This is a genomic window from Streptomyces sp. SID8352 (assembly GCF_009862265.1).
GTDB lineage: Bacteria > Actinomycetota > Actinomycetes > Streptomycetales > Streptomycetaceae > Streptomyces.
Window position 1 is genome coordinate 82,994 of record NZ_WWGX01000030.1, and the last position, 17,574, is coordinate 100,567.

Consider the following 17,574-nt stretch of genomic DNA (forward strand, 5'->3'; position numbering starts at 1 on the left):
CCCGGCCGCCCGCCCGGTCAGCCCGCCGTCACGAAGCCCTTCTCCTTCATCCAGTCCAGCGCCACCTGGTGCGGGTCCTGCCCGTCGACGTCCACCTTGGCGTTGAGGTCCTGTGCCACGTCGTTGTCGAGCGCCCTGGTGACCGGGTCCAGGACGGAGACGATGGCCGGCCACTTCTCCAGCGTGGCGGTGCGGACCATGGGCGCCGCGTTGTAGTTGGGGAAGAATCTGCGGTCGTCCTTCATCACCACCAGGTCCATGGACTTGATCCGGCCGTCGGTGGTGTACACCTCGCCGAAGGTGCAGACGCCCTTCGCGGTCTGGGTGTAGATGATCCCGGTGTCCATCTGGGTGATGTTCCGCGCCGGCACGTGCATGCCGTACGCCTTCTCCATGCCCGGCAGCCCGTCCGCGCGGTTGGCGAACTCCCCCTCCACACACAGCGTCACCGCGCCCGGGTCGCGCTTGGAGAGCGCGGCGACCTCGGACAGCGTGTTCGTGCCGTACTGCGCGTGGTGGGCGCGGTTGGTGGCCAGGGCGTAGGTGTTGTTCAACGAGGACGGCGCGAGCCAGGTGATGCCGTGCCGCAGGTCCTGGTCGTGCACCGCCTGCCACTGCTCGCGCGGGTCGGGGATCGGCCTGTTGTGGCCGAGGTAGGTGATCCAGGCGGTGCCGGTGTACTCGTAGGCGGCGTCGGCGTCGCCGTTCTCGACGGCGGCGCGGGTGCCCACCGAGCCCTGGATGCCGGTGCGGTCCAGCACGTCCGCCCCGGCCGCCTGGAAGGCGATGCCCATGATGGCGCCGAGGACGAGCTGCTCGGTGAACTCCTTGGAGGTGACCGTGAGATCGGCGCCCTCCAGCGGCCGGCCCCGGCCGATCGTGCCGGGCTCCACGTTGTCGACCATGGGGGAGCCGCTGGTCAGGCCGCAGCCCGAGGCCGCCGCCAGTACCGAGCAGACCAGTACCGAGCCCGCCAGCACCGGCCCGGACAGCAGCGCGCGGGCTCGCCGTCGCAGCCCCGCCCGCCTCCCGGCGGCCGTGCGCGACCGCGCCGCCGTGCCCTTCCGGACCCCGGGGCGCCCCGGCACGCGTGCGGGCCGCCGCCCCCGCCCCCTACGGCCGCGGCGTGCCGCCTCGCCCATCTCCGTCCGGTCCGTTTCCGTCCCACCCGCTTCCGCCCCGCCCGTTTCCGTCCGCTCCGGTTCCCCCCGGTCCGGCTCCGTCCGGTCCGGCTCCGTCCGGTCCGGCTCCGTCCGGTCCGGCTCCGGCACCTTCCGGTTCACGGCGCCACCTCCAGCCCGCGCGGCTTCAGCAGCACCTCGGCCAGCGAGGCCAGCCAGTCGACGAGGAGGGCCAGGCTGACGGTCAGGAGCGAGCCCAGCACCAGCACCGGCATCCGCTGGCTGGTGATTCCGGTGGTGATCAGCACACCCAGGCCGCCGCCCCCGCCGAAGGTCGCCAGGGTCGCCGTGCCCACGTTGAGGACCAGGGCGGTGCGCACCCCGGCGAGGATCAGCGGTACCGCCAGCGGCAGTTCGACCCGGGTGAGCACGCCCAGCGGGGACATGCCGATGCCGCGGGCGGCCTCCAGCAGCGTCGGGTCGTTGGCCCGCAGGCCGGCGATGGTGTTGGAGAGCACCGGCAGGATGGCGTAGACGATGATGCCGATCAGCGCGGACCGGCGGCCGATGCCCAGCCAGATCACCAGCAGGGCCAGCAGGCCGATCGCCGGGGTGGCCTGGCCCATGTTGGCGAACGACATCACCACCGGGGTGGCCCGGCGGAAGGCGGCGCGGGTGAGCAGGATGCCCAGCGGGATCGCGATGACCAGCACGAAGAAGGTGGAGATCACCGTGAGCTGCACGTGCTGCCAGAGGGCCTTGGTGACCTGGCCGTCGGAGAGGGCGTTGCGGCTCAGCGCGTCCAGGTCGGCCCCGTGGAACCACAGCCAGGTGGCCAGCAGGATCGCGATCAGCACGGTGGGCAGCACCGTCAGCTTCTGCCAGGTGAGCCGGGGCCGGGCCGGGGACGGCGGGCGGGCCGCGCCCCCCGCCGCGCCCCCGGCCCCGTCGTCGGTGGCGCCCTCCGCCCCGTCGTCGCGGAGGGCGAGCCCCCCGGTCCCGGGCTCCTCCCCCGAGGGCGGGCCGGAAGGGGGGCCGGAAGCGGTGCTCACGCCCTGCTCCCCTCCTCGCCGAGACCCTCCTGCTCGGCATGGGTGCGGTCGGACCGGACCTCCTCCAGGTCGTGCTGGTGCTCCAGCGCGTCCAGCCGGTCGGCCTCCAGCAGTTCGTGCACGGAGTTCATCAGCGTCTCCATGTCGACGACGCCGGTGTACTCCCCGCGCCGCCCGGTGACCGCGACCCGCCCCGTGTTGTCCGTCAGCACCGCCTCCAGCGCGTCCCGCAGCGTCGCGTCCCGGGTCACCGTGTCGCTCACCAGGGTCCCGGCGCGGGCCAGGGAGCCCTTGGCCCGCATCAGGTCGCCGCGCCGCAGCCACTTGTAGGGGCGGCCACGCCGGTCGAGGAGCAGGATCTCGTTGGTGCCGGCGTTCCGCAGCCGGTCGATGATGTGCTGGAGCGGCTCGTCCACCGTCACCGTCGGGCAGTCGGTGATCCCCACGTCCCGCACCCGGGTCAGGTTCAGCCGTTTCAGGGCCGCCCCGGCGCCGACGAAACCGGAGACGAAGTCGTCCGCCGGATTGGTCAGGATCGCCTCCGGGGTGTCGAACTGGGCGATGTGGGACCGCTCGCGCAGCACGGCGATCCGGTCGCCCAGCTTGATCGCCTCGTCGAAGTCGTGGGTGACGAAGACGATGGTCTTGTGCAGCTCGTGCTGGAGCCGGATCAGCTCGTCCTGGAGGTGGTCGCGGGTGATCGGGTCGACGGCGCCGAACGGCTCGTCCATCAGCAGCACCGGCGGGTCGGCGGCCAGGGCCCGCGCCACGCCCACCCGCTGCTGCTGGCCGCCGGAGAGCTGGCGCGGATAGCGGTCGTGGAACTCGGCCGGGTCCAGCCCGACGAGATCGAGCATCTCCTCCACCCGCGCCCCGGTCCGGCTCTTGGACCAGCCGGTCATCCGGGGGACCAGGGCGATGTTCTGGGCGACCGTCATGTGCGGGAACAGCCCGGAGGACTGGATGGCGTAGCCGACCTGGCGGCGCAGCCGTACCGGGTCCATGTCGGTGACGTCCTCGCCGTTGATGCGGATGCGTCCGCCGCTCGGCTCGATCAGCCGGTTGATCATCTTCAGGGTGGTGGACTTCCCGCAGCCCGAGGGGCCGACGAGGATGACCGTCTCCCCGGCCCTGATCTCCATCGACACGTTGTCCACGGCCGGCTGGGGGCTGCCCGGGTAGTGCTTGGTCAGCCCCTCCAGTTCGATGCCGGCGCCGGTGGTGCCCGCCGCTCCGTCCGGTCCGGCGGCCGGGGCCCCGGGCAGGGTGCCGCTGGTGTCAGACACGGATCCCCCTGGGAATGGTCAGCCGCCCCAGCAGGACGTAGGCGGCGTCGAACAGCAGCGCCAGGACGATGATGCCGAGCGTGCCCGCGAGCACCTGGTTGAGCGCGTTCCTGCTGCCCAGCGAGGAGATGCCGCGGAAGATCTCGTTGCCGAGACCGGGTCCGGAGGCGAAGGCGGCGATGGCGGCGATGCCCATCAGCATCTGCGTGGAGACGCGGATGCCGGTCAGGACCGGCGGCCAGGCCAGCGGCAGTTCCACCCGCAGCAGCCGGGCCGTCCGGGACATGCCGATGCCCTTCGCCGCGTCCACCAGGGCCGGGTCGACGCCGCGCAGCCCGACGATCGTGTTGCGCACGATCGGCAGCAGCCCGTACAGGGTCAGCGCCGTGACCGTCGGCGGCACCCCCAGCCCGACGATCGGGATGAGCAGGCCGATCATGGCCAGCGAGGGGATGGTCAGCACCGCCGAGGTGGTCAGCGTCGCCAGGTTCCCCGCCCACGGGCTGCGGTAGGTGGCGACGCCGATCACCACGCCCAGCAGGGTGGCCGCCACCATGCACTGGAGGACGGCGCTGGCGTGCTGGTAGGCGTCGGTGAGCAACTGCTGGTGGCGGCTGCCCAGGAACTCCCAGAAGTTCACTCCGCTCACCTCCGGGATCGGGCGCTCTCACTCACGGCGTTGGTCGTGGTCCCGGGCCGCCTGCTCCACCAGGGGTATGACCCGCAGCGGGACGGGGTTCTCCATGACGATCGTCGTGGAGGCCCGGACGATGCCATCAAAGCCGACGACCAGGTCGATCACCCGCTGGAGATCGGCGTTGGAGCGGGCCACCAGACGGCACAGCATGTCCCCGCTGCCGGTCGTGGTGTGCAGTTCCAGCACCTCCGGGACATGCACCAAGTGGGCCCGTACGTCAGCCCCTTGGCCCTGCCGGATCTCCAGCGTCGCGAAGGCGGTGACCGGATAGCCGAGCGCGGCCGGATCGACCTGGGGACCGAAGCCGCGGATGACTCCGTTCGACTGAAGCCGGTCCAGCCGGGCCTGTGCGGTGCCCCGCGCCACCCCCAGCCTCCGGGACATCTCCAGCACCCCGATCCGGGGCTCCCGCGCGAGCAGGGCGATGATCCGCCCGTCCAGATGATCGATCACCATGATTGTGCCCCTCCGGCTGGTCATCCTGTACAGATCGCCCGGTGCTACCGAGGTCTCGCTGGACGGATTGCCCAATGGAAACAGAAACTATTGCGCACCTTGCCGACGCGGGAGATTCTGCGGCTATGACGCAGACCACAGACCACACCCCCGACACCGCTCGGCAGGCCGATCCCTTCCCGGTGAAGGGGATGGACGCGGTCGTCTTCGCCGTGGGCAACGCCAAGCAGGCGGCGCACTACTACTCCACGGCCTTCGGCATGCAGCTCGTGGCCTACGCCGGACCCGAGAACGGCAGCCGGGAGACCGCGAGCTACGTCCTGGAGAACGGCTCCGCCCGCTTCGTCCTCACCTCGGTGATCAAGGCCACCAGCGACTGGGGCCGTTTCCTGGAGCGCCACGTGGCCGAGCACGGCGACGGCGTCGTCGACCTGGCCATCGAGGTCCCGGACGCCCGCGCGGCCTTCGCCTACGCCGTCGAGCACGGCGCCCGCCCCGTCACCGAGCCGTACGAGGTCAAGGACGAGCACGGCACCGTCGTCCTCGCCGCCATCGCCACCTACGGCGAGACCCGGCACACCCTGGTCGAGCGGAGCGGCTACGACGGCCCCTACCTGCCCGGCTACGTCACCGCCGAGCCCCTGGTCGCGCCGCCCGCCCAGCGCACCTTCCAGGCGGTCGACCACTGCGTCGGCAACGTGGAACTCGGCCGCATGAACGAGTGGGTCGGCTTCTACAACAAGGTCATGGGCTTCACGAACATGAAGGAGTTCGTGGGCGACGACATCGCGACCGAGTACAGCGCGCTGATGTCCAAGGTCGTCGCGGACGGCACGCTCAAGGTCAAGTTCCCGATCAACGAGCCCGCCATCGCCAAGAAGAAGTCCCAGATCGACGAGTACCTGGAGTTCTACGGCGGCGCCGGCGTCCAGCACATCGCGCTGAACACCAACGACATCGTGGAGACCGTGCGCACGATGAGGGCGAACGGCGTGCGGTTCCTCGACACCCCGGACTCGTACTACGACACGCTCGGCGAGTGGGTCGGCGACACCCGGGTGCCGGTCGACACGCTGCGCGAGCTGAAGATCCTCGCCGACCGCGACGAGGACGGCTACCTGCTCCAGATCTTCACCAAGCCGGTCCAGGACCGTCCGACCGTCTTCTTCGAGATCATCGAGCGGCACGGCTCCATGGGCTTCGGCAAGGGCAACTTCAAGGCCCTCTTCGAGGCCATCGAGCGCGAGCAGGAGAAGCGCGGCAACCTCTGAGCCATCCCCCACGGGCTCTCCCGTCCCCGTCCGGGCCCCAACCCGGCACGGCCCCGACGGGAGGCTCCGGGTCCGCGCACCCGGACCCCTCCGGGTCCCGCGTGCGGACCCCCAGGGCTCCCCGCGCCCGGGACGCCCCCGGGTCCGTGGGGAGCGCCCGCGCGCCCCACTCCCGGGCCGCCACGAAGTCCCGCCGCGGCGCCGCCGGCACCGCCATCCCCTCCAGGGCCGCCGGTTCGCGCCCCGACCCGGTCCGCAGGGCCGTGCGCAGCGCCCGTTCGGCCTCGGGGTAGTCCTCCGCGTCGGTGGTCCGCCGGGCCCGCTCCGTGTACGCCGCCCCAGCACCGCCCAGGCCGCCGCGTCCCCCGGGCGCGCCCGCACCCGCGCGGCGCGCCTGCGCCGCCGGGCCCGCCGGGGGCCGGCGCAGCGGACTGCGGTCCCCGGGACAGCGGCATCAGCGCCCCGCCCAGCACGGCGCACCCGGCGCCGCAGGCGACCAGGGCCCGGCGCCCGCGGTGACCGGACCGCCTCCGTGGGCTCTCCACGGCGCACACTGTGCGCCGGTACGACGAACGCGCCGGGCAGGTGAAGGGCACCGTACGCGGGGTTCACACCGATGGCCCCGGGTGCCACGCTGTGATCATGAGCCGTATCGAAGCGCCCCGCGACGACGACGCGGCGGACGACCGCGCGGACACCGGTCCGCTCGTCGGCCGGCTGCGGGCCGGACTGCCCCACGACGCCGTCCTCACCGACCCCGACGTCCTCGCCTCCTACGCCCATGACATGGCGGGCTTCTGCCCGGCCGGAGCCCCCGCCGCCGTGGTCCTGCCGCGCACCGTGGAGCAGGTCCAGCACGTGATGCGCACGGCCACCGCCCTGCGCGTCCCGGTCGTCCCGCAGGGCGCCCGCACCGGCCTGTCCGGCGCCGCCAACGCCACCGACGGCTGCGTCGTGCTGTCCCTCGTCCGGATGGACCGCATCCTGGAGATCAGCCCCGTCGACCGGATCGCCGTCGTCGAGCCGGGCGTCGTCAACGCCGTCCTCTCCCGTGCCGTGGGCGAGCACGGCCTGCACTACCCGCCGGACCCCTCCAGCTGGGAGAGCTGCACCATCGGCGGCAACATCGGGACCGCCTCCGGCGGCCTGTGCTGCGTCAAGTACGGGGTGACCGCCGAGTACGTCCTCGGCCTCGACGTCGTCCTCGCCGACGGCCGCCTGATGTCCACCGGCCGCCGCACCGCCAAGGGCGTCGCCGGATACGACATGACCAGGCTGTTCGTCGGCTCCGAGGGCACCCTCGGCGTCGTCGTGCGGGCCGTGCTCGCCCTGCGGCCCGCTCCGCCGCGGCAGTTGGTGCTGGCCGCCGAGTTCGCCTCCGCTGCCGCCGCCTGCGACGCGGTCTGCCGGATCATGGAGGGCGGTCATGTGCCCTCCCTCCTGGAGCTGATGGACCGCACCACCGTGAAGGCGGTCAACGACCTGGCCCGCATGGGACTCCCGGAGACCACAGAGGCCCTGCTGCTCGCCGCCTTCGACACCGCCGACCCGGCCGCCGACCTCGCCGCCGTGGGCGCCCTCTGCGAGGCCGCCGGGGCCACCGCGGTGGTCCCCGCCGACGACCCGGCCGAGTCCGAACTGCTGCTCCAGGCACGGCGGCTGGCGCTTCCCGCGCTGGAGGCCGTCCGGGGCGCCACGATGATCGACGATGTCTGCGTGCCCCGCTCCCGGCTCGGGGAGATGCTCTCCGGCGTCGAGCGCATCGCCGCCCGGCACGGGCTCACCATCGGGCTCTGCGCCCACGCGGGCGACGGCAACACCCACCCCACGGTCTGCTTCGACGCGTCGGACCCGGGGGAGTCGGGGCGGGCCCGGGAGTCCTTCGACGAGATCATGGCCCTGGGCCTGGAACTGGGCGGCACCATCACCGGCGAGCACGGGGTCGGGGTGCTCAAGAAGGAGTGGCTGGCCCGCGAGATCGGCCCGGTGGGCCTGGAGATGCAGCGCGCCGTGAAGCGCGCCCTCGACCCGCTCGGCATCCTCAACCCGGGCAAGCTGTTCTGACCGCCGGGGCGGCGGCTCCGTCGGCACGGGCCGGTCCGGGCGCCGGGCAGCGGCCGGGCGCGGTGGGTCGGCCGGTGCCGGTCCAGGGGGTGGCGCCGGTTCACCCGAGGGCGCCCGCTCATCGCGCGAGCAGGGCGGCGAGCCCCTCGTCGAGGTCCAGGTGCGGGCCCTCGGAGCCCGGCGGGACCGCCCGCAGGGTGCGCTCCAGCCACGCCGAGACCTGGGCGGACGGCGCCTCCAGCAGGGCCTCGCCGTCCGGGCTGCTCAGCGCCATCAGCACCACGCCGCGCCCCTCGGAGCGCGACGGCCACACCCGCACGTCGCCCTGACCGCACGGCCGGAACACCCCCTCCACCAGCAGTTCGCGGGCGAAGGTCCAGTGCACCGGGCGGTGCGAGTCGATGTGGAAGGCGACGTGGACGGCGTAGGGGTCGTCGGCCCGGTAGGCGAGCCGGGCCGCGACCGGGACGCTGTACTCGGGCGACAGGATGAGGTTCAGTTCCAGTTCGCGTTCGACGGTGACGGGGCGCATCGTCGGTCCTCTCTCTCGTTCCGGCCGGGGCCCTCGGGAAGGACCCCCTACGAGGGAGAGCGGGCACGGCGCCGGGCATTACGCGGGTTCGCGAAACTTTTTTTCCGGGAGAGTTCCGGGAGAGGATGTTGCCCCGTTGGGGGCGGGTCGTGCCGGAGGGGCGGTGCGGATTGCGCCGGTCTGGTAGATGTGGAGCCCCCCATATCCACCCCCGAGCAGATACGGGACGACGGACATGAGCGCCCCCACCCCGGCACCCGGCGACGACCGGCCCCGCGAAGGGTATTACCCGGACCCGTCCATCCCTGGATACGTCCGGTACTGGAACGGCGCCTCCTGGGTGCCGGGCACCAGCCGGCCGGCGCCCCGGGACGGCGAGACCCTCGCCCCGCCACCGGGCGCGGGCGCCGTGCCCGCGGCTCCGTCCGCCGTCCCCGGACCCGTTGCCGCCGTGCCTCCCGCCTCCGGTCCCACCGCCTCCGGTGCCGCCCCCGCCGCGCCTCCCGGGGCAGCTCCCGCCGGGACCGGACCAGCCCTCCCCGGGCCGTCGCCGTCCGGGCGGCCGGCCCCCGCGGTTCCGTCCCCGGCGGTGCCCGTGCCCGACGTGCCGTCGGTCGAGGAGACCGGGCCGCACTTCTTCGACGAGGACCCGGACCCGTCCCCGCCGCTCGCCCTCCCCGCCCCGCACGGCCACCACCCCGGCCCCGCCTCCTCCTGGACCACCGGTCCCCGGCCCTCCCCGGAGCAGCACGTCGCCTGGCCGGAGCCCCGGGGCGCCGACCCGAGGGTGCCGCACGCCGCGGCCGGGGGAGCGCACGACGGGGCGGGGCTCGCCGCCGCGGTGCCGGGCGGCGCGCTGCCCGGGGGCGCGGCGGGCGCGGGCGTGCCCGCCGGCGCGGTGACCGGGGCCGCGGTGACCGGGGCCGCGGTGACCGGGGCGGCGGTGCCCGGCGGCGAAGGGCCCGGCGCCGCCGCCGTGTTCGCGTCCGGCGGCGCGGGGGCACCGGGGGAGGGGGCACCCGTGGCCGACGCGGGGACCATCGCCCTCCGCCCCTCCGCGCCGCGTCCCGCGCCCTCCCCGCCGGCGGCGCCCTCCGGCCCGCAGCGGGCGCCCGCCGAGCCGGTCCCGCCGTCCCCGGCGGTCCCCCGGCAGGGTCCGGCGCCCGTGCCCGTGCGGCAGGGGCCGGCCGAGGACCCCGCGCCCTCCCCGCCCGTGCCGCCCGCCACGGTCCCGGCGCCGTTCGCCCCCGGGACCGGCGCCGCTCCCCCCTCCTGGGCGCAGCAGGTGCAGCGGCTCGCCGGGGCCGGGGCGCAGGATCCGACGGCCGCGCCCTGGAAGCCGCCGGTCGAGGACGTCTTCCAGGCCGCCGCCCGGCAGCGGGCGGCGGCCCGGCCCGCCGGGCTCGGCCGACGGCTGGCCGCCCGGCTGATCGACACCGTCGTCGTCGCGGGTGTCACCGCGGCGGCGGCCGTCCCCCTGGGCCACCGCGCCGCCGAGCACATCGACGGGAAGATCGAGGCGGCCCGGCTCGCCGGGGAGACCGTCACCGTGTGGCTGCTGGACGGGACGACGGCCGGGTACCTCGGCATCGTGCTGGCGGTCCTCCTCCTCTTCGGCGTCCTCTACGAGGCGCTGCCCACGGCCCGTTGGGGCGCCACGCCGGGCAAGCGGCTGCTGGGGCTGCGGGTGCGGGACATCGAGGAGCACGAGGCGCCGGGCTTCGGCGCGGCCCTGCGCCGCTGGCTGGTGTACAGCGTCTCCGGCCTGCTGGCCGTCGGCCTGGTCGGCGTCGTGTGGTGCCTTTTCGACCGGCCGTGGCGTCAGTGCTGGCACGACAAGGCGGCCCACACGTTCGTCGCGGGCTGACCGGGGTACTCCGGACGGCGGTTCGCCGGATGCGCCGCGGGGTGGTTCGCGGTCGACTCGGGCCATGAGCCATGAACCGCCCCCCGGCTCCGGCGGGCAGCCGCCGGAAGACGATCCGTTGAGGAAGCGACCTCCGTCCCCCGGGCCGGAACCCGGCACGGGCGGCACCGGGTCGCCGTACGGCGACCCGCCCCCGCCCCCCACGGGAGCCGGCGGCCCCCCGCCCTCCGGCGGCGACCCCTACGGGCCGGGCGGCGCGACCGGGGGCGGCTCGGGGAACCCCTACGGGCCCGGTGGCGGTGGCGCGCCGGGCGGCGGCAACCCCTACGGGCCGGGCGGCGGCGCGCCCGGTGGCGGTGGCGGCCCCTACGGGCCGGGCGGTGGCGACGACCCCTTCGGCGGGCGCGGACGCGATCCCTTCGGGGGCGGCACCCGTCCGCCAGACCCGCTGGCCGGGATGCCCCCGCTGGCCGACAGCGGGCGGCGCACCCTCGCCCGGATCCTCGACATGATCCTCGTGGGCATCGTGGTCTGGCTGCTGAGCTGGGCGTTCGACGTCCAGGAGTACCGGGTCAACGGCGACGACATGTCGGTCGGCAAGTCGTTCGGGCAGTCGCTGATCGCCGCCGTGCTCTACATCGGCTACGACACCTACATGATCGCGCGCAACGGCCAGACGCTGGGCAAGAGATGGCTGGGCCTGCGGGTGGCCAACCTCGACAACGGCTCCACCCCGGTCACGCAGACCTCGCTGATCCGCGCCCTGGTGCTGTGGATCCCGTTCGCCTTCTGCTGCGCCTGCGTCTGGACGATCATCGCGGGCGGCTGGAGCTTCTTCGACCGGCCGTACAAGCAGGGGCTGCACGACAAGGCGGCCAAGACCGTGGTGGTCAGCACCCGTTGACGGCCGGAGAGGGGGTCAGGCGGCGCGTCCCCGCACGGTGTCGCCCGCGGCGGCGGAGACCCGGGGGTCGGCCGGCTCCTGGCCCGTCCGCCGCGCCGGCAGCGGCTCGCCGGCCCCGGCCGGGGTGAGCGGCGCGGCCGGCCGGCCCGCGGCGCCGCGCCCGGCGGACAGCGGGACCTTCAGGGCGACCAGCAGGCCCAGGGCGAGCGAGGCGAGGGTGACGAGCGCGATACCCGGTCCCGAACTCGTCTGCGACAGCAGCAACATGACGAGGGCGGAGACGATCACGGTGCACGAACCGTAGGCGAACTGTGCGGCGGCCGGACGAGGCATGGCAATCGTGTCCTCGGAAGACGGTCTGTGGGGTGGGGCGGGAGGTCGGCCTGACTTTCCGCCGGTTTTCCGGGCGTTCCGCCAACCGACTCTAACGGGCTGTGTGCCCGGGCGGAACGGGGGGTAAGCACCCCTGTGCCCCGGGCGCCGATGCACGGGGGGCGCACGGATTCATGGAGTCCGGGGAGCGGACGGAACCGCGCGCCCGTGCTGCGGCGTCCGCGTCCGGTGCCCCCAGGGGTGTCCGGTAAGCGAACCGGCAATCCGCATAGTGCAGTTGTCCTGCTCAAGTCAAGGTCTGTCTTTTTGAGCGAAGCTCTAGTCGAATGTCGTCACTTGACTAACACGCGTTGATCACGTGTGCGCGGACCTTTGCCATGTCCTTGGCCCTCCATCCGCGCGCGTGAGCGCGGGGGAGGAACTCAAGTGGCCAGTAGATCTTTGAAGTTCAGAACGGCGGCGATCGCGGTCGCCGTCGCGACGGCGGGCGCCATGCTCTCCGCCGCCGGGGTGGCCCAGGCGGGGCCGTCGGCCCGCCCCGCCCTGGAGGGGAACGACCCCCACCCGGCCACGGGTGTCGAGGGGCACAACCTCGACGGTCCGCTCAGCAAGACGCAGGAGGCGCAGCGCCAGGAGGCCCTGAAGCAGGTCATCTCCGGCCAGTCCTCGGTCCAGAAGCGCAACGGCTCCAACGTCGTCGAGCTCAAGGGCCACGGCAAGGGCAAGGACAAGAGCAGGAAGAGCGACCGCAAGTACGTCGAGCTGGGCCGCGAGAAGACCGACAAGATCTTCACGATCCTCGTCGAGTTCGGCGACCAGGTCGACAGCCGCTACGGCGGCACGCCCGGTCCGCTGCACAACAAGATCGCCAAGCCGGACCGCCGCAAGGACAACTCGACGGCCTGGAAGGCCGATTACAACAAGAAGCACTTCCAGGACCTGTACTTCGGCACCGGCAAGAAGACCGAGTCGGTCAAGAAGTACTACGAGACCCAGTCCTCGGGCCGCTACTCGGTCGAGGGCGAGGTCTCCGACTGGGTCAAGGTGCCCTACAACGAGGCGCGCTACGGCTCCAACTACTGCGGAGCCAGCACCTGTTCCAGCGTCTGGAACGTCGTCAGCGACGGTCTGAACGCCTGGGTCGCGGACCAGAAGGCCAAGGGCCGCACCGACGCCCAGATCAAGACCGACGTCGCCAAGTACGACCAGTGGGACCGCTACGACTTCGACGGCGACGGCGACTTCAACGAGCCCGACGGGTACATCGACCACTTCCAGATCGTGCACGCCGGCGAGGACGAGTCCGCCGGCGGCGGTGCCCAGGGCACCGACGCGATCTGGGCCCACCGCTGGTACGCGTTCGGCTCCGACGCCGGCGCCACCGGCCCGGCCGACAACAAGCTCGGCGGCACCCCGGTCGGCGACACCGGCATCTGGGTCGGCGACTACACCATTCAGCCCGAGAACGGCGGACTGGGCGTCTTCGCCCACGAGTACGGCCACGACCTCGGTCTGCCCGACCTCTACGACACCGCCGGCGGCGACAACTCCACCGGCTTCTGGACGCTGATGTCGTCCGGTTCGTGGCTGGGCACCGGCCGCGAGTCGATCGGTGACCTGCCCGGCGACATGAACGCCTGGGACAAGCTCCAGCTCGGCTGGCTGAACTACGACACCGCCAAGGCCGGGGTCAACTCCTGGCACAAGCTGGGCGTCGCGGAGTACAACACCAAGCACAAGCAGGGCCTGGTCGTCGAGCTCCCGAAGAAGGCCGTCACCACCGAGGTCGTCGTGCCCTCCGAGGGCAGCACCCAGTGGTGGAGCGGCAGCGGCGACAACCTCAAGAACACGCTGACCCGCGGCGTCGACCTGACCGGCAAGTCGTCCGCCTCCCTCTCCCTCGACGCCTGGTACGAGATCGAGGCCGAGTACGACTTCCTCTACGCCGAGGCGTCCACCGACGGCGGTGCCAACTGGACCGCCCTGGACGGCACGTTCGACGGCCAGCCGATCTCCCGTGACGGCAGCGGCAAGCCGGTCGTGTCCGGCACCTCCGGCGCCTACGGCAAGCTCGTCTACGGCCTCGACGCCTACGCCGGCAAGAAGTTCGACCTGCGCTTCCGCTACCAGACGGACGGCGGCGTCGCCCTGAAGGGCTTCGCGGCCGACCGGATCGTCCTGACGGCCGACGGCGCCACGGTGTTCTCCGACAACGCCGAGACCGCGGACCCGGCGTGGACCGCCGCGGGCTTCTCCCGCCTGGGCGCCTCCTTCTCGAAGGACTACGCGCAGTACTACATCGCGGAGAACCGCCAGTACCTGTCCTACGACAAGACCCTTGAGGTCGGCCCGTACAACTTCGGCTTCGCGTCCCGTCCGGGCTGGGTCGAGCACTACCCCTACCAGACCGGTCTGCTGATCTGGAAGTGGGACACCTCCCAGGCCGACAACAACACCAGCCAGCACCCGGGCACCGGCCTGGTCCTGCCGGTCGACTCGCACCCGAAGGCGCTGAAGTGGAAGGACGGCACCCTGCTGCGCAACCGCATGCAGGCGTACGACTCGCCGTTCAGCCTCTACCGCACCGACGGCATCACGCTGCACAAGGCCGACGTCAAGACCAAGTTCAAGTCGTCGCCCGGCGTGTCGGTCTTCAACGACCACACCAGCAGCTACTACGACCCGGCCAACCCGACCGGTGGTGTGAAGGTCACTGACACCAACACCAAGATCAAGATCAACAAGCAGGCCCGCGACGGCTCGTCCATCGAGCTGGAGGTCCAGCGCGCGGTGAGGTAGACCGCATAGCAGCAGGTCAGAGCGTGATCGGCGGTGGCCCCCTGGCGGGTCGCCGCCGATCCGTGTTTAGGTGCGTCCTGTGACTCTCTTATTGACACCGGTACCGGCACCGACGCACAGGGAGGTGTGAGCGCATGGCCGCGGGAGGCTTCTGCAAGCTGCCGAACGGCACGGTCGTGGTGGCACTCAACCTGCCCAGCCCCGCCGCCGCGGGCGGCAGCGTCCGGGTCCTCGTCCACGCCCGCAACCGGGCGCGCGCCCTGACCAGGCTGCGTAATCTGGGACTCCGGGCGGTCTATCTGCGGGGCAACGCCGCGCCGCCCGACCCGGACGAGATCACGGCGGTCCTGCACCACCCCGACGGGCTCATATGGCGCACCGCGCCGGTGGCCGGGGCGCAGGGCGGGCCCGACCTCGTCCAGGAGCTCTGGCATCCGATCCGGGCGCTGCTGCGGCCCCGGACGGCCCCGACGGGGCCCTGAGCCGGTCCGGCCGCCGGACCTGACCCGCCCGCCCGCCGTCTCCCGCCCGCGCCGACGGCCGGGAGACGGCGGGCGCGCCGCGCGGCGACGTGGCGGGCGCGCAATGGCGGTGGCGGGCGCGCACCGGCGCGGCACCGGCGGCGTCCGGCAGCCGGACGGTCACACCGCTCCCGTGAACGGGGAGGGCGTGCGGGCCGACGGTGCCGACGGCGGGCGGGCCGCGGCCGTCACGCGGCACCGGTCGGCGGCCCGGCAGTGGGCGGGGCGACGGCGCGCGGGTCGACGGTGCGTGGGCCCGCGGTGGCGGCCCCGGACGGTGCGCCGATCCTGACGCGTACCGGCGACGGCGCGGGACCGGCCGCCGCCCGCCGGGCGGCGGTCGGCGGGCCGGGTCGCGCCGCTCCGGCGCGGACACCGCCGACGGGCGAGCCCCCGGGGGAGGCCCGCCCCGTGACCGCCGCGGGCGGTCTACTGCACGACCGGCTTCCCGGTCAGCGCCACGCCCGCCTCCCGCAGCTCCTCCAGCGCCCGCTCTGTCGTCTCCGGGGCCACCCCTGCGGTCAGGTCGAGCAGCACATGGGTGCGGAAGCCCTCCCGCGCCGCGTCCAGGGCGGTGGCCCGGACGCAGTGGTCGGTGGCGATGCCCACGACGTCCACCTCGTCGATCCGGCGCTCGCGCAGCCAGTCCGCGAGCCCGGTGCCGTTCTCGTCGGCGCCCTCGAAGCCGCTGTAGGCCGCCGAGTACGCCCCCTTGTCGAAGACGGCGTCTATCGCGCCGGAGGCGACGGCCGGGGCGAAGTTCGGGTGGAAGCCGACGCCCTCGGTCCCGGCCACGCAGTGCGCGGGCCAGGAGCGGACGTAGTCGGGGTTGTCGGCGAAGTGGCCGCCCGGCGCGATGTGGTGGTCGCGGGTGGCCACGACGTGGCGGTAGCCGGCGGGCGCCTGCCCGATCAGCTCGGTGATGGCGGCGGCCACGTCGGCACCACCGGACACGGCGAGGCTGCCCCCCTCGCAGAAGTCGTTCTGCACGTCTACGACGATCAAGGCGCGGCGCATGGTCGGTGTCCTTCGGCTGCTCGACTACGGGGTTTCTCGACGGGGGACGGGGACGGGGGACGGGATCGCTGGGACGGGGACCGCGGGACGGGCGGGGTCCGGGGCGCGGACGGTGCGCGGCGCGTGCCGCGCACCAGTTCTAGCTACCCGAGCCCCCGTGCGCGTACTCCGTCGGAAGGACGGGTTCCCCCCGGGAGAGCTGTGTAGCGGACAGCGGCAGATTGGCGCGGGCCGCCGCGTGCCGGTCCCGGGCCACGTCCAGCGACTCGCGGGCCGTGACCCGTCCGCCCCGGACCAGCTCGACCAGCAGCTCCCGGCCGGCCAGCTCCCCGGGCAGCGGTCCGGTGCCGACCACCTCGGCCTCGGCCACCCCGTCCCGGTCCAGCCGCCGGGCGGCCCACTTGCGTCCGCCGACGGAGGTCTTGCCGCCGGTGGACCGCTTGGCCACCGGCACCAGCGGCGCCCCGGCGTCGCCGCTCGTGGCGCGGGCGACCAGCTTGTAGACCATCGAGGCCGTCGGGTGGCCCGAGCCGGTCACCAGCTGGGTCCCGACGCCGTACGCGTCCACCGGCGCCGCCGCCAGCGAGGCGATGGCGTACTCGTCCAGGTCGGAGGTGACCACGATCCTCGTCCGGGTGGCGCCCAGCTCGTCGAGCTGCTGCCGTACCCGGTGGGCGACCAGCAGCAGGTCCCCGGAGTCGATGCGCACCGCGCCCAGCTCCGGTCCGGCGACCTCCACGGCCGTGCGCACCGCCTCGGCGACGTCGTAGGTGTCGACCAGCAGGGTGGTGCCCCGGCCCAGCGACTCCACCTGGGCCCGGAAGGCGTCCCGCTCGCTGTCGTGCACGAGGGTGAAGGCGTGGGCGGAGGTGCCGACGGTGGGGATGTTGTAGCGGAACCCGGCGGCCAGGTCGGAGGTGGTGGCGAAGCCGCCGACGTAGGCGGCGCGCGCGGCGGCCACCGCGGCCAGCTCATGGGTGCGCCGGGCGCCCATCTCGATCAGCGGCCGGTCCCCGGCGGCCGAGGACATCCGGGAGGCCGCCGCGGCGATGGCCGAGTCGTGGTTGAGGATGGAGAGGATCACCGTCTCCAGCAGCACGCACTCCCCGAAGGTCCCCTCCACCCGCATCAGGGGCGACCCGGGGAAGTACACCTCGCCCTCGGGGTAGCCCCAGATGTCGCCGGTGAAGCGGTACCCGGCGAGCCACTCCAGGGTCGGGGCGTCGACGATCTCGCGGTCGCGCAGGAAGCGCAGCACGTCCGGGTCGAAGCGGAAGTTCTCCACCGCGTCCAGCACCCGCCCGGTGCCCGCCACCACTCCGTACCGGCGCCCGTCCGGCAGCCGCCGGGTGAAGACCTCGAACACGCTGCGCCGCCCGGCCGTACCCGCCCGCAGGGCGGCCTGGAGCATGGTCAGCTCGTACTGGTCCGTGAAGAGCGCCGTCGAGGGGACGTCCACCGGCAGCCCTAGGTCCGCTACGTTCACCGAACTCTCCCAAGCTGTGACATTCAAGGCGCCCCCGGGCAGGCCGGGGACCCGGGGCGGTCCCCCCGGCGGGTGCGGCACGACCACGATGCTACCCCCATTTCGTCAGTCTGACGATTTAAGGTCGGGGCCGCCCCGCCGGGCCCGTTTGTGCGCGGACCCCCCAGT

Annotated in this window: 15 protein-coding genes and 1 pseudogene; 7 read left to right on the top strand and 9 right to left on the bottom strand. The window is 73.5% G+C overall.

The annotated features are described in order from the left end of the window. Window positions 1-17: 17 nt before the first annotated feature. From GTY84_RS09685 to GTY84_RS09705, 5 genes are all read right to left on the bottom strand, one after another. Window positions 18-980, bottom strand: coding sequence for a glycine betaine ABC transporter substrate-binding protein (locus tag GTY84_RS09685; protein ID WP_345943382.1), 963 nt, complete (start codon window positions 978-980; stop codon window positions 18-20). 299 nt (window positions 981-1,279) lie between these two features. Continuing rightward, complete coding sequence (locus GTY84_RS09690) at window positions 1,280-2,173, bottom strand: ABC transporter permease (RefSeq protein ID WP_161225745.1); 894 nt, start codon at window positions 2,171-2,173, stop codon at window positions 1,280-1,282. Then, entirely contained in the window at window positions 2,170-3,438 is a 1,269-nt protein-coding gene (locus GTY84_RS09695) for a betaine/proline/choline family ABC transporter ATP-binding protein (protein WP_161225959.1), read from the bottom strand. The genes GTY84_RS09690 and GTY84_RS09695 overlap by 4 nt, the downstream gene beginning before the upstream one ends. A 13-nt stretch (window positions 3,439-3,451) precedes the next feature. Then, a complete protein-coding gene (locus GTY84_RS09700) occupies window positions 3,452-4,099 on the bottom strand; it encodes an ABC transporter permease (protein WP_161225960.1) in 648 nt (215 codons plus the stop codon). 27 nt (window positions 4,100-4,126) lie between these two features. Next, complete coding sequence (locus GTY84_RS09705) at window positions 4,127-4,612, bottom strand: Lrp/AsnC family transcriptional regulator (RefSeq protein ID WP_161225746.1); 486 nt, start codon at window positions 4,610-4,612, stop codon at window positions 4,127-4,129. Window positions 4,613-4,737: 125 nt separating this feature from the next. Here GTY84_RS09705 and hppD point away from each other — a divergent pair, with 125 nt between their 5' ends. Continuing rightward, the gene (hppD, locus tag GTY84_RS09710; protein WP_161225747.1) at window positions 4,738-5,883 is read left to right on the top strand and encodes a 4-hydroxyphenylpyruvate dioxygenase; all 1,146 of its coding nucleotides are present in this window, start codon (window positions 4,738-4,740) and stop codon (window positions 5,881-5,883) included. Window positions 5,884-6,519: 636 nt separating this feature from the next. After that, window positions 6,520-7,947 (top strand): FAD-linked oxidase C-terminal domain-containing protein, encoded by a 1,428-nt coding sequence (locus GTY84_RS09715; RefSeq protein ID WP_161225748.1) that lies wholly within the window; start codon window positions 6,520-6,522, stop codon window positions 7,945-7,947. A 118-nt stretch (window positions 7,948-8,065) separates the two neighbouring features. Here GTY84_RS09715 and GTY84_RS09720 read toward each other — a convergent pair whose 3' ends face one another. Then, complete coding sequence (locus GTY84_RS09720) at window positions 8,066-8,479, bottom strand: SsgA family sporulation/cell division regulator (RefSeq protein ID WP_161225749.1); 414 nt, start codon at window positions 8,477-8,479, stop codon at window positions 8,066-8,068. Between the two features lie 235 nt (window positions 8,480-8,714). Between GTY84_RS09720 and GTY84_RS34880 the strand changes: the two are divergent. From GTY84_RS34880 to GTY84_RS09730, 3 genes and pseudogenes are all read left to right on the top strand, one after another. Beyond that, window positions 8,715-8,837, top strand: a pseudogene (locus GTY84_RS34880) (DUF2510 domain-containing protein); the annotation flags it as partial. A gap of 231 nt (window positions 8,838-9,068) precedes the next feature. Then, a complete protein-coding gene (locus tag GTY84_RS09725; protein WP_345943393.1) occupies window positions 9,069-10,346 on the top strand; it encodes an RDD family protein in 1,278 nt (425 codons plus the stop codon). Between the two features lie 64 nt (window positions 10,347-10,410). Further along, the gene (locus GTY84_RS09730; protein ID WP_161225751.1) at window positions 10,411-11,250 is read left to right on the top strand and encodes an RDD family protein; all 840 of its coding nucleotides are present in this window, start codon (window positions 10,411-10,413) and stop codon (window positions 11,248-11,250) included. A gap of 15 nt (window positions 11,251-11,265) precedes the next feature. Here the strand turns inward: GTY84_RS09730 and GTY84_RS09735 are convergent, their stop codons facing one another. Next, window positions 11,266-11,583, bottom strand: coding sequence for an ABC transporter ATP-binding protein (locus tag GTY84_RS09735; protein ID WP_161225752.1), 318 nt, complete (start codon window positions 11,581-11,583; stop codon window positions 11,266-11,268). A gap of 492 nt (window positions 11,584-12,075) precedes the next feature. Here GTY84_RS09735 and GTY84_RS09740 point away from each other — a divergent pair, with 492 nt between their 5' ends. Next, the gene (locus GTY84_RS09740) at window positions 12,076-14,382 is read left to right on the top strand and encodes an immune inhibitor A domain-containing protein (RefSeq protein ID WP_202550389.1); all 2,307 of its coding nucleotides are present in this window, start codon (window positions 12,076-12,078) and stop codon (window positions 14,380-14,382) included. Between the two features lie 134 nt (window positions 14,383-14,516). Continuing rightward, entirely contained in the window at window positions 14,517-14,864 is a 348-nt protein-coding gene (locus GTY84_RS09745) for a hypothetical protein (protein ID WP_161225754.1), read from the top strand. 468 nt (window positions 14,865-15,332) lie between these two features. On the opposite strand, the gene GTY84_RS09750 is transcribed toward GTY84_RS09745, so the two are convergent. After that, window positions 15,333-15,920 carry a nicotinamidase gene (locus GTY84_RS09750; RefSeq protein WP_161225755.1) on the bottom strand — a complete coding sequence of 196 codons (588 nt, stop codon included), beginning with the start codon at window positions 15,918-15,920 and terminating at the stop codon, window positions 15,333-15,335. A 139-nt stretch (window positions 15,921-16,059) separates the two neighbouring features. Beyond that, window positions 16,060-17,406 (bottom strand): nicotinate phosphoribosyltransferase, encoded by a 1,347-nt coding sequence (locus GTY84_RS09755; RefSeq protein ID WP_161225756.1) that lies wholly within the window; start codon window positions 17,404-17,406, stop codon window positions 16,060-16,062. Window positions 17,407-17,574 lie beyond the last annotated feature (168 nt).